Origin of the sequence: Agrobacterium sp. SOY23, assembly GCF_027212525.1 — a bacterium.
GTDB lineage: Bacteria > Pseudomonadota > Alphaproteobacteria > Rhizobiales > Rhizobiaceae > Agrobacterium > Agrobacterium tumefaciens_I.
The window spans coordinates 25846-48545 of the sequence record NZ_JAPWDT010000004.1 but is presented as its reverse complement, the minus strand read 5'-3'; the positions used below and the strand labels follow the sequence as shown (position 1 = coordinate 48545).

At 59.9% G+C, this 22700-nt stretch carries 22 protein-coding genes; 13 read left to right on the top strand and 9 right to left on the bottom strand.

Translation table 11 applies throughout. From position 1 onward, the window contains the following. Positions 1-57: 57 nt before the first annotated feature. The 11 genes from bamA to O3S81_RS12405 all read left to right on the top strand — a co-directional run bounded on the left by bamA (position 58) and on the right by O3S81_RS12405 (position 10653). Positions 58-2382, top strand: a complete 2325-nt coding sequence (gene bamA, locus O3S81_RS12455; RefSeq protein ID WP_269343610.1) for an outer membrane protein assembly factor BamA — start codon at positions 58-60, stop codon at positions 2380-2382. Positions 2383-2431: 49 nt separating this feature from the next. Beyond that, positions 2432-3499: a UDP-3-O-(3-hydroxymyristoyl)glucosamine N-acyltransferase gene (gene lpxD / locus O3S81_RS12450; protein ID WP_269343609.1), complete on the top strand. Its 1068-nt coding sequence runs from the start codon at positions 2432-2434 to the stop codon at positions 3497-3499. Continuing rightward, positions 3492-3959, top strand: coding sequence for a 3-hydroxyacyl-ACP dehydratase FabZ (fabZ, locus tag O3S81_RS12445; protein WP_269343608.1), 468 nt, complete (start codon positions 3492-3494; stop codon positions 3957-3959). The genes lpxD and fabZ overlap by 8 nt, the downstream gene beginning before the upstream one ends. Then, the gene (gene lpxA, locus O3S81_RS12440; RefSeq protein ID WP_269343606.1) at positions 3956-4771 is read left to right on the top strand and encodes an acyl-ACP--UDP-N-acetylglucosamine O-acyltransferase; all 816 of its coding nucleotides are present in this window, start codon (positions 3956-3958) and stop codon (positions 4769-4771) included. The genes fabZ and lpxA overlap by 4 nt, the downstream gene beginning before the upstream one ends. Positions 4772-4774: 3 nt before the next feature. Next, positions 4775-5656: an LpxI family protein gene (locus O3S81_RS12435; protein ID WP_269343604.1), complete on the top strand. Its 882-nt coding sequence runs from the start codon at positions 4775-4777 to the stop codon at positions 5654-5656. Further along, positions 5653-6837: a lipid-A-disaccharide synthase gene (lpxB, locus tag O3S81_RS12430; RefSeq protein WP_269343602.1), complete on the top strand. Its 1185-nt coding sequence runs from the start codon at positions 5653-5655 to the stop codon at positions 6835-6837. Before O3S81_RS12435 ends, lpxB begins: the two co-directional genes overlap by 4 nt. A gap of 193 nt (positions 6838-7030) precedes the next feature. Continuing rightward, complete coding sequence (locus tag O3S81_RS12425) at positions 7031-7741, top strand: GntR family transcriptional regulator (protein ID WP_269343600.1); 711 nt, start codon at positions 7031-7033, stop codon at positions 7739-7741. Between the two features lie 6 nt (positions 7742-7747). Then, on the top strand, positions 7748-8533 hold the full coding sequence (locus O3S81_RS12420) for a transporter substrate-binding domain-containing protein (RefSeq protein WP_269343599.1): 786 nt from the start codon (positions 7748-7750) through the stop codon (positions 8531-8533). Positions 8534-8613: 80 nt separating this feature from the next. Continuing rightward, positions 8614-9285 (top strand): amino acid ABC transporter permease, encoded by a 672-nt coding sequence (locus tag O3S81_RS12415; RefSeq protein WP_269343598.1) that lies wholly within the window; start codon positions 8614-8616, stop codon positions 9283-9285. Beyond that, the gene (locus O3S81_RS12410; protein ID WP_003521390.1) at positions 9282-9941 is read left to right on the top strand and encodes an amino acid ABC transporter permease; all 660 of its coding nucleotides are present in this window, start codon (positions 9282-9284) and stop codon (positions 9939-9941) included. The genes O3S81_RS12415 and O3S81_RS12410 overlap by 4 nt, the downstream gene beginning before the upstream one ends. Beyond that, positions 9919-10653, top strand: coding sequence for an amino acid ABC transporter ATP-binding protein (locus tag O3S81_RS12405; protein ID WP_269343597.1), 735 nt, complete (start codon positions 9919-9921; stop codon positions 10651-10653). Before O3S81_RS12410 ends, O3S81_RS12405 begins: the two co-directional genes overlap by 23 nt. Positions 10654-10731: 78 nt before the next feature. Here the strand turns inward: O3S81_RS12405 and gltA are convergent, their stop codons facing one another. Next, on the bottom strand, positions 10732-12021 hold the full coding sequence (gltA, locus tag O3S81_RS12400; protein ID WP_003502585.1) for a citrate synthase: 1290 nt from the start codon (positions 12019-12021) through the stop codon (positions 10732-10734). A gap of 307 nt (positions 12022-12328) precedes the next feature. Here gltA and O3S81_RS12395 point away from each other — a divergent pair, with 307 nt between their 5' ends. Then, positions 12329-14758: a ComEC/Rec2 family competence protein gene (locus tag O3S81_RS12395; protein WP_269344412.1), complete on the top strand. Its 2430-nt coding sequence runs from the start codon at positions 12329-12331 to the stop codon at positions 14756-14758. 19 nt (positions 14759-14777) lie between these two features. Here the strand turns inward: O3S81_RS12395 and O3S81_RS12390 are convergent, their stop codons facing one another. Beyond that, on the bottom strand, positions 14778-15455 hold the full coding sequence (locus O3S81_RS12390; protein ID WP_269343593.1) for a glutathione S-transferase family protein: 678 nt from the start codon (positions 15453-15455) through the stop codon (positions 14778-14780). Between the two features lie 94 nt (positions 15456-15549). On the opposite strand from O3S81_RS12390, the gene O3S81_RS12385 reads away from it, so the two are divergent. After that, positions 15550-15789 (top strand): hypothetical protein, encoded by a 240-nt coding sequence (locus O3S81_RS12385; protein WP_269343592.1) that lies wholly within the window; start codon positions 15550-15552, stop codon positions 15787-15789. 95 nt (positions 15790-15884) lie between these two features. On the opposite strand, the gene lexA is transcribed toward O3S81_RS12385, so the two are convergent. The 7 genes from lexA to O3S81_RS12350 form a co-directional block, all read right to left on the bottom strand. Continuing rightward, complete coding sequence (gene lexA, locus O3S81_RS12380) at positions 15885-16607, bottom strand: transcriptional repressor LexA (protein WP_003521385.1); 723 nt, start codon at positions 16605-16607, stop codon at positions 15885-15887. A gap of 247 nt (positions 16608-16854) precedes the next feature. After that, positions 16855-18114: a TRAP transporter large permease subunit gene (locus tag O3S81_RS12375; RefSeq protein WP_269343589.1), complete on the bottom strand. Its 1260-nt coding sequence runs from the start codon at positions 18112-18114 to the stop codon at positions 16855-16857. Next, the gene (locus tag O3S81_RS12370; RefSeq protein ID WP_269343587.1) at positions 18111-18644 is read right to left on the bottom strand and encodes a TRAP transporter small permease; all 534 of its coding nucleotides are present in this window, start codon (positions 18642-18644) and stop codon (positions 18111-18113) included. Before O3S81_RS12370 ends, O3S81_RS12375 begins: the two co-directional genes overlap by 4 nt. Before the next feature lie 120 nt (positions 18645-18764). Next, positions 18765-19772, bottom strand: a complete 1008-nt coding sequence (locus O3S81_RS12365) for a TRAP transporter substrate-binding protein (protein WP_269343585.1) — start codon at positions 19770-19772, stop codon at positions 18765-18767. 120 nt (positions 19773-19892) lie between these two features. Beyond that, positions 19893-20924 carry a transketolase family protein gene (locus O3S81_RS12360; RefSeq protein WP_269343583.1) on the bottom strand — a complete coding sequence of 344 codons (1032 nt, stop codon included), beginning with the start codon at positions 20922-20924 and terminating at the stop codon, positions 19893-19895. Continuing rightward, the gene (locus O3S81_RS12355; RefSeq protein ID WP_269343581.1) at positions 20921-21793 is read right to left on the bottom strand and encodes a transketolase; all 873 of its coding nucleotides are present in this window, start codon (positions 21791-21793) and stop codon (positions 20921-20923) included. The genes O3S81_RS12360 and O3S81_RS12355 overlap by 4 nt, the downstream gene beginning before the upstream one ends. Positions 21794-21851: 58 nt before the next feature. Further along, on the bottom strand, positions 21852-22613 hold the full coding sequence (locus O3S81_RS12350) for an SDR family NAD(P)-dependent oxidoreductase (protein WP_269343580.1): 762 nt from the start codon (positions 22611-22613) through the stop codon (positions 21852-21854). Between the last annotated feature and the right edge of the window lie 87 nt (positions 22614-22700).

Genomic DNA, 22700 nt, shown 5'->3' with positions numbered 1-22700 from the left:
CATGGCCGGAGTCGGGTTCCGCCCGCTGAGGGACAACGTAAAAAGGTAAGAATTGAAATGAAGGCTGGTTCAAGATTTTTGAACGCTGTGTCGGCGGTTGCTCTGTCTGCCGGTGTTTCTTCGGTTGCGGGCCTTGGCGTGCTTGCCTCTGCTGGTGCTGCAAATGCAGCTGTCATCAGCAAGATCGATGTTCGCGGGGCTGAACGGTCCGGTGCGGACTCCGTGCGTTCCAACATCACCATTGCGCCGGGTAAGAACTTTTCCAATTCGGACATCGATGAATCGGTGAAGCGTCTTTACGCCACCGGTTATTTCTCGAATGTCTCCATGCGCGTTTCCGGCAGCACGCTGGTCGTAACGGTCAACGAGAACCAGATGGTCAATCAGGTTGTCTTCAACGGCAATCGCAAGATCAAGGACGACAAGCTCACCGGCATTGTGCAGACTCAGTCGCTCGGCCCGTTCAACCAGGCCATCGTGACGGCGGATATTGCCCGCATCAAGGAAGCCTACGCCGCCATCGGCCGTAGTGATGTCGAAGTCACCACGCAGACCGTTTCCGTCGGTCAGGGCCGCGTGAACATTGCTTTCGTCATCAATGAAGGCGAGCGCACGAAGATTGGCCGTATCGACTTCGTTGGCAACAATGCCTACAGCGATGGTCGTCTGGCTGCTGTCATCAATACCAAGAAGTCCAACATGCTGTCGTTCCTGACGCGTAAGGACGTTTATAACGAGGACAAGCTGCGCGCCGACGAAGAGGCGCTGCGCCAGTTCTATTACAATCGCGGTTATGCCGACTTCCGGGTCGTGGGTTCCGAGGCTGTGCTGGACGAGTCCAAGAACGAATACAACATCACCGTCACGGTCGATGAAGGTCAGCGTTACAACTTCGGCGGTGTCGCGGTCGAATCGACTGTTCCAGGTGTCGACGGTTCGGAGCTGCAGGGCCTCGTGGAAACCCGCCAGGGTGCGAGCTACAGCGCCAAGGAAGTTCAGCAGAGCATGGAAGCGATTTCCAAGCGCGTTGCCGGTGAAGGTTATCCCTTCGCCCGTGTTACGCCGCGCGGCGACCGCGACATGGCTGGCAACACCATCGGCGTGACCTACATCGTCGATCAGGGCGAGCGCGCTTATGTCGAGCGTATCGAAATCCGCGGCAACACCCGTACGCGTGACTACGTCATCCGTCGCGAGTTCGATATTTCCGAAGGCGATGCGTTCAACCAGACGGTCATCACCGCTGCAAAGCGCCGTCTCGAAGCGCTCGGTTATTTCTCCAAGGTCAATATCTCGACCGCCGGCGGCAGTGCGCCGGACCGCGTCGTGATCGTTGTCGATGTCGAGGACCAGTCGACGGGTTCGTTTGGTATCGGTGCGGGTTACTCGCAGAACGACGGCGTTCTGCTCGAAGCATCCATCGAAGAAAAGAACTTCCTCGGCCGTGGCCAGTACATCCGTCTCGCGGCGGGTGCGGGTGAAGACGATGCGCGCACCTATACGCTGTCCTTCACCGAGCCTTATTTCCTTGGCTACCGTCTGGCCGCAGGTTTCGACCTGTTCAAGAGCCAGAGCCGCAGCGAAGATTATTACGACTACGACGAGCAGGGCTTCTCGCTGCGCGTGACCGCGCCGATCACCGAGGACCTCTCGACGACGTTCAAATATACCTACAAGCAGCTCAACTATGATGGTGAGGGCGACTGGGAGACCGGCAGCAACCTTGCCGAGCCCTACAAGGATTTGATTCGCGGTGGCGACTGGACCCAGTCCATCATCTCGAACACGCTGAACTACAATACGCTCGACGACCGCAACATGCCGCGTGAAGGCTGGCAGGCTGCTCTGACGAACGAATTTGCAGGTCTCGGCGGCGATTCCGAATATTACAAGGTCTACGCCAAGGCGCGCTTCTTCTACACGCTGTCAGACGAGTACGATGTCATCGGCTCGATCACCGGTCAGGCGGGTCATGTCGTGCCGACGGGCGACAATCTGCTGGTCTTCGATCAGTTCAAGTTTGGCGGTCGTCAGGTTCGCGGCTTCAAGAACGACGGTATTGGCCCGCGTATCGGCTCCGACTCCATCGGCGGCACGACCTATTTCGCGGCCTCTGCTGAAGTCACGGCTCCGATGCCTGGTGTTCCGGAAGATTTCGGCCTGCGTCTTGCTGGCTTCGTGGATGCCGGTACGTTGTATGGCAACAAGGTTGCCAACAGTGCAGGTGTGAAGGATGATAACTCCATCCGCGCCTCTGCCGGTGTTGGCGTGATGTGGGCGTCGCCCTTCGGTCCGATCCGCGTTGACTATGCTGTACCGATCGCCAAGGAAGACTACGACGAGGAACAGCGTTTCCGGTTTGGCATGTCCAACACTTTCTGATATCGGCAGTCCAGAACTGCAACTTTGAACGTTCTGGAGTTTCCGGCTGATGGAATACAACGCCTTTTTTCCGCCCCACGAGGGACTGCGATTGAAAGATATCGCAGACCGTTTTGGGGCGGAACTGTCTGATGAAACGGCAGGGGAGCGGATCATTCGGTCCGTTGCGCCGGTCTACCGGGCAAAACCGGACCAGCTCTGTTATATTCTTTCGCGCAAGAGCCGCGATGAGCTGCAAACCTGCGAAGCTGGCGCCGTCATTTGTGACGCGGCGCTTGTAGACATGCTTCCGTCTCACACCCCTGCGCTGATATCGAAAAACCCGCACACGCTTTTTGCGCAGGTTGGTGCCTTGCTGCATCCTTCCGCCATGCGTCCCGGTCCGATAGCGCGGATGGAAGCTGAAATTTCTCATGCGGCACATGTCGATCCATCGGCGAAGCTGGAGGCTGGTGTCATCGTCGAGTCGCTCGCGGTGATCGGGGCTGGCGCCCATATCGGCGCCGGCACGCGGATCGGCCCCGGCGTCATCATCGGGCAGGATGTGCAGATCGGGCGCGATTGCACCATTGCCGGCGGCGCAAGCGTTCTTGCCGCGCTCATCGGTAATAATGTGATTATCCATAATGGTGCGCGCATCGGTCAGGACGGGTTCGGTTATGCGCCCGGTCCGCGCGGCATGCTGAAGATCGTGCAGATCGGCCGGGTGATCATCCAGGACAATGTCGAGATCGGCGCCAACACCACGATCGATCGCGGCACCATGGATGACACGGTCATCGGCGAAGGCACCAAGATCGACAACCAGGTCCAGATCGGCCACAACGTTCGCATCGGCCGCCATTGCGGCATCGTCAGCAAGGTCGGCATTGCGGGCAGCACCCGCATCGGCGACGGTGTGATGATTGGTGGCGCGGCCGGCATCAATGGCCATATCACCATTGGCGACGGCGTGCAGATCGCGGCGATGAGCGGTGTTGTGGCGGACGTACCGGCAGGCGCCCGTTATGGCGGAACGCCTGCGCGACCGATGAAATATTTCCTGCGCGACATGGCCGAAATTCTGGCACGCGCTGAAGGGCGTGATAAAAAAACAGGAGAGAAAAATAATGACTGAAGAAACGAAGACGACGCTTGGCGCGGCTGACATTCTGGAAGTCATGAAGCTTTTGCCGCATCGTTACCCGTTCCTGCTGATCGACAAGATCATCGAGATCGACGGTAATAATTCGGCGATCGGCATCAAGAATGTGACGGTCAACGAACCGCATTTCACCGGCCATTTCCCGGACCGGCCGATCATGCCGGGCGTTCTGATCGTCGAAGCCATGGCCCAGACAGCAGGTGCGATATGCGCTCGCAGCCAGGGCGAGGGTGGTCACCTGGTTTACTTCATGACGATCGACAATGCGCGTTTCCGCAAACCCGTGATCCCCGGTGATCGTCTGGAAATCCATGTCACCAAGCAGCGTCAGCGCGGTAATGTCTTCAAGTTCCATTGCGAAGCGAAGGTGGACGGTGCGCTGGTGGCGGAGGCAGATGTCGGCGCCATGATGATCCCCGAGGACCAGCAATGAGCACGATCGCGGCCTCGGCCAGAATTCACCCGACGGCCGTCATCGAAGACGGAGCGGTCATCGGTGAAAACGTTGTCGTCGGTGCGCTTGCCTATGTCGGACCGAAGGTAACGCTGCATGACGATGTCCGGCTTCACAACCACGCCGTGGTGTCCGGCCTCACCGTCATCGGCCGCGGTTCGGTCATTCATCCCATGGCGGTTATCGGCGGTACGCCGCAGGCGGTTCGCCACGACGGTTCGGAAACGACGCTCGAGATCGGTGAGCGCTGCATCATGCGCGAAGGCGTGACGATGAATGCCGGCAGTTCCGATGGCGGTGGCAAGACGATTATTGGCGACGACAATCTCTTCCTGGCCAATTCACATGTGGCGCATGATTGCCGCCTCGGCAGCCATATCATCCTGTCCAACAATGTGATGCTGGCGGGCCATGTCACCATCGAGGACCGCGCCATACTGGGCGGCGGTTGCGCTGTGCATCAGTTCACCCGCATCGGCCGTCAGGCCTTTATCGGCGGGCTGTCGGCGGTCAATTACGATGTGATCCCTTACGGTATGCTGAACGGCAATCCCGGCATCCTCGGCGGCCTGAATGTCGTGGGCATGACGCGCGCGGGCATCGAGCGCGCGGATATCCACAAGGTCAGACGCGTCTACAAGGCGATTTTCGAGGCCGAGGGTACGATCCGCGGCAATGCGGCGGCCATCGACCGCAATGACTATCTGGATTGCCCGCAGGCGCTTGAAGTCATCGATTTCATCGGCGCGGGCACCGATCGCGCGATTTCTTCGCCCAACCGGGGCAAGTGAGCCGTGACAGGCGGCGGGCGTCTCGCCATCGTGGCCGGCAGTGGCCAGTTGCCGCTTTATGTGGCGGCCGCCGCCCGTGAGATGGGTGAGAACCCCTTCATCGTGCGCTTGCGCGATGATTCCCGTTTCGACTGGAGCGGTTTCGACAATGCCGTCATCAGCGTTGGCGATGTCGCCGGGCTTGGTCGTCTGCTGCGCGATAACCAGGTAGATCGTGTCGTGTTGTCCGGCGGTGTCGCCCGGCGGCCGGAATGGCGTGAAATCCGCCCCACAGCCGGCATCCTGCTGAAATTGCCATCCATCGTCAAAACGCTGCTTTCGGGCGGCGATGATGCGGTTCTGCAGATGGTGATCAAGATCATCAGCACGCTCGGCGCAAAGGTCATCGGCGCGCACGAGATTGCACCCGGCCTTTTGGCAACGACAGGCCCTTTCGGCGGGCAGAAGCCTGCCGAGGAGGATCAGAAGGATATTCGCAAGGCTGCCGAGGCGGCGCTTGCGCTTGGCAAGCTCGATGTCGGGCAGGGGGCGGTCTCCGTTGGCGGCCGTATCGTGGCGCTGGAAGGCGTCGAGGGTACGGATGCCATGCTGGCGCGCGTCGCGGCGTTGCGTGCCGAAGGCCGCATATCGCCACGCCGTAAGGGGGTGCTGGTCAAGCTCTGCAAACCGCAGCAGGATGTGCGCGCCGATCTGCCGACCATCGGCATCGAAACCGTGGAAAACGCGAAAAAAGCCGGGCTGGCGGGCATTGCTGTCGAAGCCGGGCGAGCATTGGTGCTTGATCGCGAGGCGATGTTGAAAGCGGCGGATGAGGCGGGCATATTCGTCTGCGGCATCGATACGTCACTCGGTGGCGACATGGTTGGCGGAGACATGAACGCATGACGGCGGCACTCAAAGTGGCGGTTATTGCCGGTGAGGTGTCCGGCGATCTTCTCGGCGCGGATCTGATCCGGTCGCTTAAAGTCCAATATCCGGGTCCTGTGGAGCTGGTGGGCGTTGGCGGCGAAGCGCTGGAGGCGCAGGGGCTCACCTCGCTGTTCGATTATTCCGAACTTTCCATCATGGGCTTCACGCAGGTTCTCAAGAAGCTGCCGAAGCTCATTGCGCGGATCAACCAGACTGCGCAGGCGATCATTGCCGCAAGGCCGGATGTTCTGCTGATCATCGACAGTCCGGATTTCACCCATCGCGTCGCGAAAAAAGTCCGCAAGCAACTGCCGCCTCTGCCGGTCGTCAATTATGTCTGCCCCAGCGTCTGGGCGTGGAAGGAATATCGCGCCACCGCGATGTTGTCCTATGTCGATCACGTTCTGGCGCTGCTGCCCTTCGAGCCGGAGGCAATGCGCCGCCTTGGTGGCCCGCCGACAACCTTCGTTGGCCATCGCCTGAGCGTTGATCCCGATGTGCTGGCGGTGCGGCAGAGGCGAGCGGAGCGGCCTCTGCCGGAACAGGGCCAGTCGAAGACCATTCTTCTCCTGCCGGGATCACGCTCCACCGAAACGACACGGCTGATGGAGCCATTTCAGCAGGCGGCAAGAGCCTTCGTGGAACGCAACGGCCCGACCCGTTTCGTGCTGCCCACCGTTCAGCGTCAGGAAAACCGTCTCCGTGAACTGGCCGCGACATGGCCGGAAGATGTCAGGCCCGAGATCGGCATAGATCCCGCCTTCAAGTGGAATGCGTTTGCGCAGGCCGATGCGGCCATAGCCGCTTCCGGCACTGTCATTCTCGAACTGGCGCTGGCCGGTGTGCCGACAATTTCCGTCTACAAGACAGACTGGATTTTCACCATGCTGAGCAAGCGGGTGAAGACCTGGACGGGCGCACTGCCGAACCTGATTGCGGACTATGCCGTGGTGCCGGAATATTTCAACGAAGTGGTCCGGGCAGGTTCGATGCTGCGCTGGGCCGAACGCCTGTCTTCCGATACCATCGAACGACAGGCGATGCTGGAAGGTTATGCGCTGGTGCAGCAGCGTCTGCGCACGGACGTCCCCCCAGGCGAAACCGGTGCGGCCATCCTTCTCGATGTCCTGAAGAGCAAAGATAGCCGCTCAGCCTGATCACATCTTCATGTTCGAGGTGCCGGAATTGCGGTTCGCCAGCGGGCGAAGCTCACGGCCATCCTGCTGCGGATCGAGGCAGACGAGGGGCCTGTTTTAACGCATTTGATCGTTAGGGCGGCAGGCAATGCACCGTCAAATGGCCAATAGTCTCTAGATTTACGTCTGGCACGGCTCTTGCTTTCAATCTTGTATGCAAGATAGCCATACATCCGAAAGCGCCCAGAGCGCGGTAGAAGACGCCATCATCTCCGGCATTCTCTCCGCGCGCATTCGTCCGGGCACCCGCCTCAGCGAGAACCAGCTCGCCAGCCTTTTTGGCGTGTCACGCACGCGCATCCGCGAGGCGATGATGCGGCTTGAAACGCGTGGCATCGTCACCGTCAGTCCGCGTCGCGGCTGGTTCGTGGTGGAGCCTTCTGCGGAAGAATCCATCAAGGTCTATGAGGCGCGCCGCATCATTGAATATGGGCTTCTGCGCAATCTTTCCGTTGTCAGCCCGGAAGGCATCTCCATCCTTGCCGGTCACCTCGACGAGGAGAAGGCGGCCATCGCCAAGGGTGATCGCCAGCGCCTGACCTGCCTGATGGGTGATTTCCATATCCGCATCGCGGAAATCGCCGGAAACGACATCATCGTCGAAACGCTCCGAGACCTGACCGCCAGAACCATCCTCATCTCCATGCTCTATCAGTCTGATTTCCATGCGCAGCAATCGCATGACGGGCACTGCCGCATCTTCGAGGCGATCCAGGCGGCCGATTTCCACGCCGCCGCCGAACTCGCCATCCGCCACCTCGATGAGGTCGAAACCGGTCTCGATCTCACCCGCAGGCCGGACCCGCTCTACGAGCTTCGCAATTCCCTTTCACTGCAGCCGCTTTTCTCAAGCCCCAAGGAGTAGTCTCCCATGTTGTCCAGACGTTCATTGCTTGCCATTGCCGCGATTTCCGCAACGATTGGTTTTTCATCTGCTGCCCTTGCCGATACGCTCGGCGATATCACCTCCCGCGGCACGATCCGCGTTGCCGTCCCACAGGATTTTCCGCCCTTCGGTAGCGTCGGTACGGATATGGCCCCACAGGGCTATGATATCGATGTCGCCAATCTGATCGGCGAGAAGCTGGGCGTGAAGGTCGAGCTGGTGCCGGTCACCAGCGCCAACCGCGTTCCCTATCTGCAAACCAACAAGGTCGATCTCGTGATTTCGAGCCTCGGCAAGAACCCGGACCGTGAAAAGGTCATCGATTTCTCCACCGCCTATGCACCTTTCTTCAATGGCGTGTTTGCTCCGGACTCGGTTACCGTCGCCAAGGCAGAAGATCTGGCGGGCAAGACCATCGGCGTCACCCGTGGCGCGGTAGAAGATCTGGAACTGACCAAGGTCGCTCCGGCCGACACGACCATCAAGCGCTACGAGGATAATAACGGCACGATCTCCGCCTTCCTCGCCGGCCAGGTGGAAGCCGTGGCCACCGGCAATGTCGTGGCTGCCGCCATTCTGGCCAAGAACCCGCCGAAGCGTCCCGAGCTGAAATTCCTGATCAAGAATTCGCCCTGCTATATCGGCCTGAACAAGGAACAGCCGGCGCTGCTTGAAAAGGTCAACGCCATCATCGCGACTGCAAAGACCGATGGTTCGCTGAACACAATCGCACAGAAGTGGCTGAAAACCGATCTTCCGAAGGATCTCTGATCAACCCGGCAAATCCACGCGCCGGTCCTGTCTGATCCCGGTCCGGCGCATGGTTTGTCCTCCCCGAAAGGAAACATCGGGTGAAATATACATTCGATTTTGGATGGCTTCTCGATTATTACCCGCAGATCGCCAAGGGCATCGTCATCACGCTGGAATTGATCGCCGTCGGCGGCGTTCTTGGCATCGCGCTTGGCATATTCTGCGCCTGGGTGCGCGCGCTTGGGCCTAAATGGCTACGGCCGCCGGTCGCGACCTATGTGGAGCTCATTCGCAATACGCCATTTCTCATACAATTGTTTTTTATCTTTTTCGGCCTGCCGTCGCTTGGCCTGCAACTATCGGAACTGAGTGCGGCCAACATCGCCATGGTGGTCAATCTCGGAGCCTATAGCTGCGAGATCATCCGTGCCGGCATTCAGGCGACGCCGAAGGGGCAGTTCGAAGCGGGGGCAAGCCTTGCCATGACCCGTTTCGAAACCTTCCGACATGTGGTGCTGGTGCCGTCCCTGCAACGCATCTGGCCGGCACTGTCCTCGCAGGTGGTGATCGTCATGCTCGGCTCGTCGGTCGTATCGCAGATCGCGGCCGAGGACCTGACCTTCGCCGCCAATTTCATCCAGTCGCGCACCTTCCGCGCCTTCGAAGCCTACATGGTCTCCACCGTCATCTATCTCGTGCTGGCCATTCTTCTCCGGCAGGTGCTTGTCATGGGCGGCAACCTTATCTTTCCGCGCAGGAGTGTCCGATGATCGAATTCTCCACCTGGGATATTCTCAGAAACCTGTTGCTCGCCACGCGCTGGACCGTGCTGCTCTCGCTCGTTTCCTTTGCCGGCGGTGGCCTTGTGGCGCTGCTTCTGCTGTTCATGCGCATTTCCCGAAAAAAATCGATGCGGGCTTTTGCGCGTTATTATGTCGAGCTTTTTCAGGGAACGCCGCTGCTGATGCAGCTCTTCATCGCCTTTTTTGGCCTTGGCCTGTTCGGCATCGATGTGCCGGCCTGGCTGGCGGCGGGCCTGACGCTGATCCTCTGGGCCGCTGCCTTTCTCACCGAAATCTGGCGCGGCTGCGTCGAATCCGTCGCGAAAGGCCAATGGGAGGCATCGGCAAGCCTTGCCATGGGCCGCCTGCAGCAGATGCGTTACGTCATCCTGCCGCAGGCCATGCGGGTCGCCATTCCGCCAACCGTCGGTTTCTTCGTCCAGGTCATCAAGGGCACGGCCGTGACCTCGATCATCGGCTTCGTGGAACTGTCCAAGGCCGGCACGGTCGTCACCAACGCCACCTTCCAGCCCTTCACCGTTTATGGCCTCGTCGCCCTCATCTATTTCGCGCTGTGCTGGCCTCTGTCGAAGAGCAGCCAGATCCTCGAAAGGAAGCTCAATGTCGCTCATCGAAATCACTGAAGTCCGCAAAAGCTATGGTAGCAACGAGGTTCTGAAAGGCATCAACCTTGATGTGGAGCCGGGTGAGGTCATCGCCATCATTGGCAAGAGCGGATCGGGAAAGTCGACCCTGCTTCGCTGCATCAACGGGCTGGAGACGATATCGGCCGGTTCCATATCGGTCGCCGGTGCGCAGCTTCTCGAAGACGATCTGCATCTGAAAGCCCTGCGGCTGAAGGTCGGCATGATTTTCCAGCAATTCAATCTCTTCCCGCACCAGACGGTCGGCGGCAATGTCATGCTGTCGCAGACCGTTGTGAAGAAGACGCCGAGACCGGAAGCGGAAGCCGTTGCGCGCAAGATGCTGGAACGGGTCGGGCTGGCGCATAAGTTCGATGCCTATCCCGATGAACTTTCCGGTGGTCAGCAGCAGCGCGTTGCGATTGCCCGTGCACTCGCCATGCAGCCGATCGCGCTTCTTTGCGACGAGATCACCTCGGCACTCGATCCCGAGCTGGTCTCGGAGGTGCTGGCGGTGGTGCGTGAACTGGCCGGCGAAGGCATGACGCTGCTGATGGTGACGCATGAAATGAAATTTGCGCGCGACGTCTGCTCCCGCGTCGTTTTCATGCATGAGGGCAGGGTGCACGAAATCGGCCCGCCGGAAGAGGTGTTCTCCAATCCGGCCACGCCCGAACTCAAGCAGTTCCTGGGCGTTGCTGCGCGCCATTGAGAGCTATTGGGACGACATTCAACAAAAAGGCCGGCGGGTGAAAACCTGCCGGCCTTTGATCTTGCTGGGTTTCGTCGCTTAGCGCTTGGAAACCGGAACGTAGTCACGCTTGCCGGCGCCCGTATAGAGCTGGCGCGGACGGCCGATACGCTGCTGCGGATCTTCGATCATTTCGTTCCACTGTGCGATCCAGCCGACGGTGCGGGCGAGAGCGAAGAGAACGGTGAACATGGTCGTGGGGAAGCCGAGCGCCTTCAGCGTGATGCCCGAATAGAAGTCGACGTTCGGGTAGAGCTTCTTTTCGACGAAGTAGGGGTCGGAAAGGGCGATCTTTTCCAGTTCCAGCGCGACCTGCATGATCGGATCGTCGGAGTTGCCGGTGGCTTCCAGCACTTCGTACATCGTCTTCTGCATGATCTTGGCGCGCGGGTCGTAGTTCTTGTAGACGCGGTGACCAAAGCCCATCAGGCGGAACGGGTCGTTCTTGTCCTTGGCGCGGGCGATATATTCCGGAATACGGTCAACCGTGCCGATTTCGTTGAGCATGTTGAGCGCCGCTTCGTTGGCACCGCCGTGAGCCGGGCCCCAGAGGCAGGCGATGCCAGCCGCGATACAGGCGAACGGATTTGCACCCGACGAACCGGCAAGACGCACCGTGGAGGTGGAGGCGTTCTGCTCGTGATCGGCATGCAGGATGAAGATGCGGTCCATGGCGCGGGCCAGAACCGGATCCACCTTGTAATCCTCGCACGGCACGGCAAAGCACATGTGCAGGAAGTTGGAGGCGTAATCCAGATCGTTCTTCGGGTAAACGAAGGGCTGGCCGATATGGTACTTGTAGGCCATGGCGGCGATCGTCGGCATCTTCGCGATCATGCGCAGCGAAGCGACCATGCGCTGGTGCGGATCGGTGATGTCGGTCGAGTCGTGGTAGAAGGCCGAGAGAGCGCCGACCGTGCCGCACATGACGGCCATCGGATGCGCATCGCGACGGTAGCCGGTGAAGAAGCGGCTCATCTGCTCATGCACCATGGTGTGGCGCGTGACGCGGGTGTCGAAATCCTTCTTCTGCGCAGCCGTCGGCAGTTCGCCGTAAAGCAGCAGGTAGCAGGTTTCCAGGAAGTCGCCCTGTTCGGCAAGCTGCTCGATCGGGAAGCCGCGATGCAGCAGAACGCCCTCGTCACCATCGATATAGGTGATCTTGGATTCGCAGGAGGCCGTCGACGTGAAACCCGGGTCGTAGGTGAAGGAGCCCGTGTGCTTGTAGAGCGTGGCGATATCGACGACGCTTGGTCCAATCGTGCCTTCCCTGACCGGGAGTTCCACCTGCTTTTCGCCAAGTGTCACTGTAGCGCTTTTTTCCGTCATACTGATCCTCCGAGAACATGCGGGTGGAGGCGTTGAGACACGCCTCGCGGTTAAGCGTCTACCGATTAGCTATATGATCCTGGCGCCGATGCCAAGCTATCCAAAGGTCAAATTGTGCATTGCGGCAAACGCAATCGCGTTGCTTTCAGCTTTATCGGCAATAGCAATTCAATCTCGGTCAACGCAGGGTTAAAGGAAAGCATTGCAATCCCGCGCGTCCATCTGCAAACCTGTTTCCGGTGCGGCAGGGGCGCGGCGCAGATTGCTTGATCAAGGGGAAAAACAGCATTTCGGATATGCCGAAACGATGCAGGGCGGCTTGCCCCGCACGGTGGATATCCTGTCTCCGCTGCGCCGGACCGGCGAAGTCGCAACATATGATCTGCCGGCCATTGTCAGCAAACCGAAACTGCAAACTGCGGTTCTCCAAAAAATCACCATCTGCCTCGCCGAAGAACGCGCATTCGGCCATGATTTTCTTTTTGTGCCGGTCTTCATCGGCTGTGGAGCGATCCTCTGGTTTTCGCTGGATGCCACACCTTCATTGCTGCTTCTGGCTATCGCATTTTCGCTTGCCGCCAGCCTGGCGCTAGCCACCCGATATCGCGCGCGCCTTGCAGCCACGGCCTGCAGCCTCGCTGCGCTGCTGTTGCTGGGCATGCTTTTCGCCGGGTTCGAAACCTGGCGGGCAGGGACGGTGCTGCTGGATACGCCCGTTACCACCACCATCACCGGCACGGTGATGCGTCGGGAGGTCGATGCGCGTGGTGACTGGCGGTATGTCGTGCAACTGGCTGCGACGGAAGCGCCGGCATTGTCACGCCCGCCGCAGAAGGTTTCGTTGCTGGCCCGCGGCGGGGGTGAGCCTGTTACACTCGGCGCGACCATCCGCGGCAAGGCGCGGCTTTCTCCACCATCCGGTCCGGCCTTGCCGGGTCTCAACGATTTCGCCTTCGCCTCCTATTTCAGGGGCATAGGTGCGACAGGCTTCTTTTATAAGCCGCCGCAGGCCGTAGCCCCACCTGACATCGACGCGATAACTGGCTGGCTGGAATGGGCCGATATGCGGCTTTATGGCCTGCGCACCGCCATTGCAGAGCGCATTCGCAACACCATCGGCGGTGATGCCGGCGCTTTTGCCGCCTCCATCGTCACCGATGAGAGACAGGCCATATCGGCCGGGACGATGGAAGCGTTGCGGCTTTCCGGTCTTGCCCATATCGTCGCCATATCCGGGCTCAACATGGCGCTCGCTTCGGGCATATTCTTCGTGGGACTGAGGCTCGCCTTCAGCCTGTTTCCGGCTTTTGCGCAGCGCTGGCCGGTGAAGAAGATGTCCGCCTTCGCAGCGCTCCTGATGACGCTTGCCTATTATCTGATTTCCGGTTTTGCCGTCTCCGCCGAACGCGCCTGGCTGATGATGTCGGTGATGCTGATTGCGGTGTTGTTCGACCAACCTTCGCTCAGCCTCAGGAATGTTGCGCTTTCCGCTCTGGTCATTCTCGCCCTTTCGCCTTCGGAAATCATGGGGCCGAGCTTTCAGATGTCCTTTGCCGCAACAATTGCGCTCGTTTCCGCCTATGCCGCCTGGAGCCGCTGGCGCAGAGATCGTGAGCGTCTCGTCATCGGTCGCAAACCGGCGTGGATGACGATTGCGCAAACGGCAGGCGCCGTTGTTGGCGGGGTCGTCACCACATCGCTGATCGGCGGGCTTTCGACGGCGATCTATTCGGCCGAACATTTTCAGCGTGTCACCACCTATGGACTTTTTGCCAATCTGGCGGCGATGCCGCTGATGTCGCTGATCGTCATGCCTTTCGGCCTCATCGCCATGCTGCTGATGCCCTTCGGGCTCGATGCGCCTTTCCTGAAGGTCATGGGTTATGGCATGGCGCTCGTCATCGAGGTCGCGCAGGAGGTGGCGTCCTGGGGCGGCAGCGCTGCGACCGGGCGGCCGCATGGCTGGTTCATCGGCATTGCCTCTGTGGGCTTTCTGTTGCTGACATTGCTGCGCACCCGTCTGGCGCTTCTCGGAATTCCGCTTCTGCTCTTTGCCTTTGGCCTGTCCGGAGCGGTCGCCCAACGCGGCCTGCCTGATCTGCTTATTCATGAGGAAGGCAGGCTGGTCGCCCTTCTGGACGAGGGCAAGGTCTATACCACAAAAACGCGGCCGCAGGGCTTCATCTATGAGCAATGGCAGAGGGCGCTGCTGTTGCCTGAGAAACCGCTCTCACCGGTCCTTCTCAAGTCGGGGGTTCCGGCAACCACCGTTGCTTTAAGCGCAAAATCGAAGCTTGCGCCGGAAGAGATGAAGGCAGTGGTGTGGGAGATGACGGCCGCCCTGAGGGACGCTGCGCCGGGAGCCTTTACCTGCAGGACAGGCATCTGGTGCGTGGCGCGCGCGAGAAGCGGCGAGTGGATCATAGTGCTGGAGGACGGCCGGTTTGCCGGGAAAGCCTGCGACATTGCCGATATCGTCATTGTTTCCCGCAGAACCTCGTTTGCGCAATGCCGCTCGGGAGCCTTGCTGCTCAACCGCGATATTTTACGGCGCATCGGTTCGGTGGAGGTCAATTTCGCCGGAAGCGATCAAACCGGGGTCGTCGGAGGGATGCGCGCGGCAACCGCGGGAACCGACAGGCCTTGGAGCGAACATCGCTTCTACGACTGGAAAAGCGGCCGTTTTGACCATGAGGTGCCCGAAGCCGTCACCCGGCTGCTGGCGGCGTCACAATGAATGCCGCCAGCGTGATTCATCAGGCCTTGACGCGCAGATCAGCGGTCAATTCGCCAATGCCGCCGACTTCCTCTTCATGGGGCAGATCGCGCCAGATTTCCTTCAACCCTGCTTCGTACCATTCGCGCATGGCCGGCAGGTCGAGCAGCCGGTCGCAATAGGTTTTGGCCGCCGGCGAGAGGTCGGCGCCATAGGTCTGGAAACGGAATGCCACCGGGCAGAAGAAAGCATCGACCGCCGTGAATTTCTGACCGGCGAGAAAAGGTCCACCGAATTTCGTGAGGCCTTCGCTCCAAAGCGCATCGATGCGCTTTATATCGGCCGCAAGCCCGGCGTCGCCGCCTTTCGGCTTTACCCGGATGCCGACTGACATGGGATAGAGATTGCGCAGCGACGAGAAGCCCGCATGCATTTCACTCGCCGCCGAGCGCGACCAGGCCCTTGCCTGCTTGTCGCTCGCCCACACACCCTGATGTCTTTCGGCAAGATACTCGGCGATCGACAGCGTTTCCCAGACCGTCACGCCCTCATCGACAAGGCAGGGCACCTTACCGGTCGGCGAAAAGCTGGAAAATGAGACGCCTTCGCCAAAGGGAACGAGTTTTTCATTGAAGGCGATGCCGAGCGTGCGCATCAATATCCAGGGCCGCAGCGACCATGAGGAATAGTTCTTGTTGGCGATATAAAGATCGTACATGGCATGTCTCCCCGATATGACGCGCATTTCTATACCGGCAATGCGGTCCGGAATATTGCAAATAATCCATGGCTTCCATAAGCCGGATTGATGAATGGCGGCCGGGCAGGGGAAAGAATTCCACACACATCACCACCTGGAGACGACCGAAAAGGTGCGAGGCGATTGGCTGCCCATGGCTCGCGAAGAAGGGAAATGCGCCTTTTCCGCGATTGCAGCCAGCGTCATTTTGCCGTTGCGCCTGCAGCGCAACCGAAACATCAAGCGTGAAAGCTGGAATTGCTCTTCGCAGGAAACGGCATGTCGATCCGACGGATGGTGCGTCCCCTCATGAACGCGGTAAACGCGCCGTTCCTCGGACCGGCGGCCATGCATCACAAGAGACCGTCCTCTCGCCATCGCGAAAGGGACGGGCTCGATATCACCCATTCAATGGTAACGGCGGATCAGTCCCACCAGCTTGCCCTGGATCTTCACCCGGTCCGGCCCGAAAATGCGGGTTTCATAAGCGGGGTTGGCCGCTTCAAGCGCAATGGAGGCACCCTTGCGGCGGAAACGCTTCAACGTCGCTTCTTCATCATCCACCAGCGCCACGACGATATCGCCCGGATTGGCAGTGTTGCCGTTGCGGATGATGACGGTGTCGCCATCAAAAATGCCGGCCTCGATCATCGAGTCGCCTTTGACTTCCAGAGCGTAATGTTCGCCCGAACCCAGCATGTCGACCGGCACGGCCACATCATGGGTGTTGTTCTGGATAGCGGAAATCGGCACACCGGCGGCAATGCGGCCCATGACCGGCACGGTGACCGCACCGCCGAGATCGTTGGCAGGCGCCTTGGGGGCGGGGGCAGGTTCCGGCGTCTTCGGCTTGCCGAGGCTGCCTTCGATGACGCTTGGCGAAAAGCCGCGTTGCGGCCTCGCACCCGGCGTGTAGGCCTCCGGCAATTTGATCACTTCCAGCGCTCGCGCCCTGTTAGGTAGCCGGCGAATAAATCCGCGCTCCTCGAGTGCGGTGATCAGCCGGTGGATGCCGGATTTGGAGGCAAGATCGAGTGCGTCCTTCATTTCATCGAAGGAGGGCGGCACGCCGGACTCTTTCATTCTTTCATGAATGAAGAGAAGCAATTCCTGCTGTTTGCGCGTGAGCATGAGGAAAACACCCTTGAGAATCGTCGTTGAAGTCGCGAAACAAATACAGAACGAACACTATATGTTCCATATGTGTTCCGCAATCCCCTAAAATTTCGTGAAGGGTGTATCGCAGATGGTGATTTGATCGTCGAAACCGTGAACAAAGCGGATTTGATTACTTAAGCGAGGTGTCTCGAACGCCAAAACCACCGGCCGGGGAGAATCGGCCGATGGTTTCCCTTAGCGTTTTGCTGCGGGCTGAATTTCAGTAGATCGTGAGCGCAGGAATGAAGCTGACCGCGATGAGAAGCAGCATCGCCATGGTGAAGAACGGCCACAATTCCCTCGTCGTCGCGCCGAGCGGTGCTCTGGCAATGGAGGACGAGATGAACAGCGTGGTGCCGATGGGCGGGGTGTAGAGCCCGATACCCAGATTGATCACCATCATCATGCCGAGCTGCACCCGGTCGAGCCCTATCATATCGGCCAGTGGCACGAAGATCGGTCCGAGCAGCAGGATCGAAGGCGGCAGATCGAGCGGCATGCCGATGATCAGCATCAGGATGTTCATCATGAGAATGATGAGGATCGGGTTCGAAATATTCTCTGCCACCCAGGTGGCGAAATGCTGGGGCGCCTGATCGAAGGTGAGGACCCAGCCCACCGCGGCACTTCCCATGATGACCAGCATGACGACACCGGTTGCCGAGCCTGCCTCGACGAAATTGTCGCAGAAACGTTTCCACGTCAGATCGCGATAAAAGAAGATGCTGAGCACCAGCGAATAGACGACGGAAAGAACGGCCACTTCCGTCGGCGTTGCAAAACCGAAGCGCAGGCCGAGGATGATCAGGACCGGCAGAAGGATTGCCGGCAGGCTGCGGAATGCAAGGAGCGCCAGATCACGCTTGCGGATACTTTCGTCGCGCACCGCATAGCCCCGCCGCACAGCGATGGCCCAGCAGACGAAGATGAAGCCCACTGCCATGAGCAGGCCCGGCAGAATGCCGGCGATGAACAGGTTGGCGATGCTGACGCCGCTGACCAATGAATAGAGGATCATCGGGATCGACGGCGGAATGAGCACATCGATGACCGCGGAGGTGGCGTTGTTCGCCGCACAGAGAGGCGCGGGGTAACCCTGACGCTTCTGCCATGGAATGAGCACCGAACCGAGCGCACTGGCATTGGCGACCGCCGAGCCGGAAACGCCGCCGAACACAACCGAAGAAATGACTGTCGTGGAAAGCGCGCCGCCGCGCCAACGCTGCATGGCCTTGGAAGCGAGTTCCAGAAGCTGGGTTCCGAGTTTGCCGCCGAGCATCAGCGTGCCCGCGAGCATGAAGAATGGCAGCGCCAGCATGGGGAAGGATTGGGTCTGGTCGTAAACCTGCTGCGCCACGATCGAAAGCGGCACGTAACCGTTCCACAGCACGGCGACGCCCGCAGAGATGATCAGCGCATAGCCGACCGGAACCGCAATCATCATGAGAATACAAAATGCAATGATCATCACGATGGTCATAGCGGCATCTCCTCGGTTGCACCGTGCGGGCGGGCATGCCAGCCGCCGGAGAGAATGCGCAGGCTGGCCGTTGCGGTGGTGACCGAAACCAGTGCCGCGCCGAAGGCGATGGAATAATAGCCGATGCTGTTGGGCAGCTGCAGAACCGGGCTGATTTCCGCGCCGGCGATCTCGGCGACGACAAGCGCCTGCTGCGCGAGAATGATGAAGCTTGCGACAGTGACGAGATTGGCGAACAGCAGAACGCCCACCTTGCCGCGTTCGTCGAACTTATCATAAATCCATTCCACCGCCATATGCGCGCCGCTCTGTGCGGCAAGGGTAATGCCGGCGACGATGAACCATGGAAACAGCATGGTCGGCAGTTCTTCCGCAAAATCCAGACCGCCGGATGTCGATAGATAGCGGACGATGACGTTTGCGGTCATGATGACCGTGAGCAGAATGCCGGATGCCACGATGATGATGCGGCAGAGGATGGCGATGAAACTGTCAACGCGATTGGCGGCGGACAAGGCTCCTTCGAGCATTGGCGCATCTCCTGAAAACTGAAACCGTATGAATGTCGGCGTGAGCGAGGCTCCCGCCGATCCTGTCGGTGGACATGAAGGCGAGGCCGGGCGGCATGAGCCGGCCCGGCATCCTGATCGTCAGCCCTTGGCGGCCTTTTCCAGCTCAGCGACGAAATCGCCGAAGGGCTTCTGTTTCCATGTCTCCAGAACCTGCGCGGTGGCCTTCGCGAAAGCGGCGTGGTCGATGTCTTCCACCACCTCGATAGCGGCATTGGCCTTGAAGGCGGCCAGCGATGCGCTTGCCTTTTCAGCCGAAAGTTTGCGTTGAAGCGCCCCGGCCTCCTTCGCAGCCGCCTTGACCGCTTCAAAATCCTTGCCCAGCCGCCCCTCGGCGAATTTGGACATCAGGAATGGCGTGGATTCCCATTTATGAGCGGTGAGGCTGATATGTTTGTTGACCTCGTAAAGCTTGGAACTTTCGATGTTGACCAGAGGGTTTTCCTGCCCGTCCACAACGCCCTGCTGAAGCGCGATGTAAAGTTCGCCAAAGGCGATCTGAACCGTCGCCGCATCCAGCGCCTTGAAAATATCCATCGTCATCGGGTCGGCGGGCGTGCGGATTTTCAGGCCTGCAACATCCTGCGGCCTGGTGATGGCGTGTTTGGAATTGGAAACATGGCGGATGCCGTTATCCCACCAGTCAAGCGGCACGATGCCGACTTTCTGGAAGCGCGCATCGAGTGATGCGCCGACATCGCCCTCAAGCACCTTGATCGCCTGATCGGCATTGCTGAACAGGAAGGGCAGGCCGAGCGCCGCGAGTTCTGGAACAACGCTCGAAACTGGACCCTGGCTATTGGCGGTGAAATCCAGTGCCCCGGTGCGCAGGCTGGTCAGCATGGCGGCGTCGCTGCCAAGCGTTTCCGAACCGGCGACGTTGATCGCCACTCGGCCTTCGGTTTTCTCTCCAACGAGTTCCGCGAATTTCGCGGCTGCGAGCGTGCGCGGATTGCCCGGTGCCGCACCATGACCGAGCGTCAGCGTTGTGGCGGCCCGGGCGTTGCGGGCTGCCGTCAGAATGGCCGGTGCCGCCAGTGCCAGTCCGGTACCGGTCAGGAACATGCGCCTGTTGATGGAAATACTCATTTTTTCCTCCCTGGATTTAAATACCCTCAGCGTTGTCCGATCATGCGGATAACGCGCTCCACTCCCTTAAAACCGCCGGCTCCCCCCGGCTGATTCTGCGCGATGTCTTTACCTCAGCCTTTAGACCGAACCGCGCGGTACTTCAAAACCTTCATTCTCCAGCCAGCCTCTAACGCGCGCCACGATCGTTGTCGTCGAGATGCCGTATCGGTCGTGCAGGGTGGGCAGCGCACCTGCATCCAGAAAGGCATCGGGCAGGGCGATATGCTGCAGTCGCGGCGCCCGGCCGCTTTTCATCAACGCCATTGCCACGGCCTCTCCGAGACCACCTATTTCGCTATGGTTTTCCGCCACGATGACAAGACGATCGGCCTTGTCCACCTCCGCGAAGATCGAGGCGGTATCGAGCGGTTTGATGGTGGGGGAGTGCAGTACGGCGCAGCCGACGCCCTCCTTCTCAAGCAGGGCAGCCGCTTCGAGAACCCGCATCGTCAATATGCCGGACGATATGAAAAGGACCTGCGCACCATCACGAATGAGTTTGGCCTTACCGAGTTCGAACCTGTAGCCATATTCTTCGAGTACCACCGGCACCTGGCCGCGCAACAGGCGCATATAGACCGGGCCGTTGTAAGCCGTAATCGCCGGCACCGCGCCTTCTATATCGGTCGCATCGCATGGGTCGATGATCGTTATGTTCGGCAGCGCGCGGAAGATCGCCAGATCGTCGGTCGCCTGATGACTGGGGCCATAACCCGTTGTCAGGCCGGGCAGGGCGCAGACGATCTTCACCGGCAGGTTTTCTTCGGCAATCGCCATCGCGATGAAATCATAGGCGCGGCGGGCGGCGAAGACCGCATAGGTGGTCGCGAAGGGCACGAAGCCCTCGCGCGCGAGACCGGCGGCGGTGCTCATCAGCAGCTGCTCGGCCATGCCCATCTGATAAAAGCGCTCGGGAAAGGCTTTGGCGAAAATATGCAGGTCGGTATATTTGCCGAGATCGGCGGTAAGGCCGACAATATCCTCGCGTTCCTTCGCCAGCTGAACAAGAGCATGACCGAAGGGCGCGGGGCGTGTCGACTGACCTTCGGCGGCAATGGAGGCGATCATCGCCGATGTGGTGAGGCGCTTCTGCGGGGCTGCTGCACTCATGACGGCCGTCCTTCCTCAAGGGCGTCGAGCGCCAGTTTCCATTCATGCGCCTCCACGCGAATGAAATGGGTGATTTCTCGGTTTTCGAGAAAGGGCACGCCACGGCCCATTCGGGTATCGAAGATGATGGCGCGCGGCCTGTCATCGGCAAGTGACATGGCGATGTCGAAAGCCTCACGAACCTTGTCGATATCGTTGCCGTTGACGCGTTGCACATGCCAGCCGAAGGCCGCGAATTTGGCGTCGACGGGTTCGGAGGACAGCATTTCGCGGGAAGGGCCATCCGCCTGCTGATTGTTGAAATCCACGAGATTGATGAGATTGCCGAGCCTGTGATGGGACGCGCCCATGGCGGCCTCCCAGGTCGAGCCTTCACCCAACTCGCCATCCGACATCAGGTTTATGATGAACCGGTCTGAATTCTTGCGCTTGAGGCCGAGAGCCATGCCAACGGCAATGCCAAGCCCGTGGCCGAGCGAACCGCCGGTGATTTCCATGCCCGGCGTATAGGAGGCCATGCCGGACATGGGCAGGCGCGAGCCGTCGCAGCCATAGGTCTCCAGCTCGTCTTCCGGGATGACGCCCGCCTCGATGAGTGCTGCGTAAAGTGCAATCGCATAATGGCCGATGGAGAGCAGAAACCGGTCGCGGCCCTCCCAGTGCGGATCGTCCGCCCGGTAGCGCATGGTGTGAAACCACGCCACGGCCAGAACGTCGGCAATACCGAGCGCCTGACCGACATAACCCTGTCCCTGAACTTCACCCATCAACAGGGCGTTGCGCCGGATGCGCCAGGCGCGTTCCGCCAGCGATACATTCGCCAGCGCCGCTTCCCTCGTTGCATCGGTATCCGAATACGCCTGATCCATGGTTTCCTCCTCCCGGTCAGAAAATCGAAGCCGGTTTCCCGGCTTCGAAAGATGGTTTTCAGTGAATGAGCATTCCGCCATTCACGTCGACGACCGCACCGGTGACGTAGGAAGAGAGATCCGAGGCGAGGAAAAGATAGATATTGGCCACATCGACGGCGTCGCCGAGGCGGTTGAGTGGAATGCCCTTGAGAATGTCGCGGCGCATGTCGTCGGTGAGCTTGCCGCCGGTAATGTCGGTCTGGATCAGGCCGGGGGTAACGGAGTTGACGCGAATGCCGTCAGGGCCGAATTCACGCGCCATGGCCTTTGCGAGACCGAGAACACCGGCCTTGGCCGCCGAATAATGCGGCCCGCCGAAAATGCCACCGCCGCGCTGCGCGGAAACCGACGACATGCAGGCAATCGAACCGCCGCCATTGTCGCGCATATTGGGGATGAAGGCCTGGCTGAAATTCAGCACACCGGTCATGTTAACGTCGACGATGCGCTGCCAGTCCGTGGCGGTAATGTCGAGCGTCTTCACCGGCTGAGTGATGCCGGCATTGTTGATGAGGATATCGATCTTGCCGAAAGCGGCGATGACTTTTTGCGCGGCCGCCTCGCAGGAGGCGCGGTCTGCGACATTGCCGCCGACGCCCAGATGCTCGCCACCAGCCACTTTTTCAAGCGAGGCCGCAGCTTCGATGCTGCCGGCTTCGTCGAGATCCACGATGGCGACGCGGGCGCCGTGGCGGGCGAAAAGTTCCGCCGTGGCGCGGCCGATGCCGCGTTTGCTGGCGGCGCCTGAAATAACCGCGGTCTTTCCATTCAACAACATGAGCAATCCTCCCAAGCCGGACGGGCCGGCTCCATACGCTTGACGGCGGTGCTCCCGACCTGCCGCCGCATCCCGTCCTGCGACGAA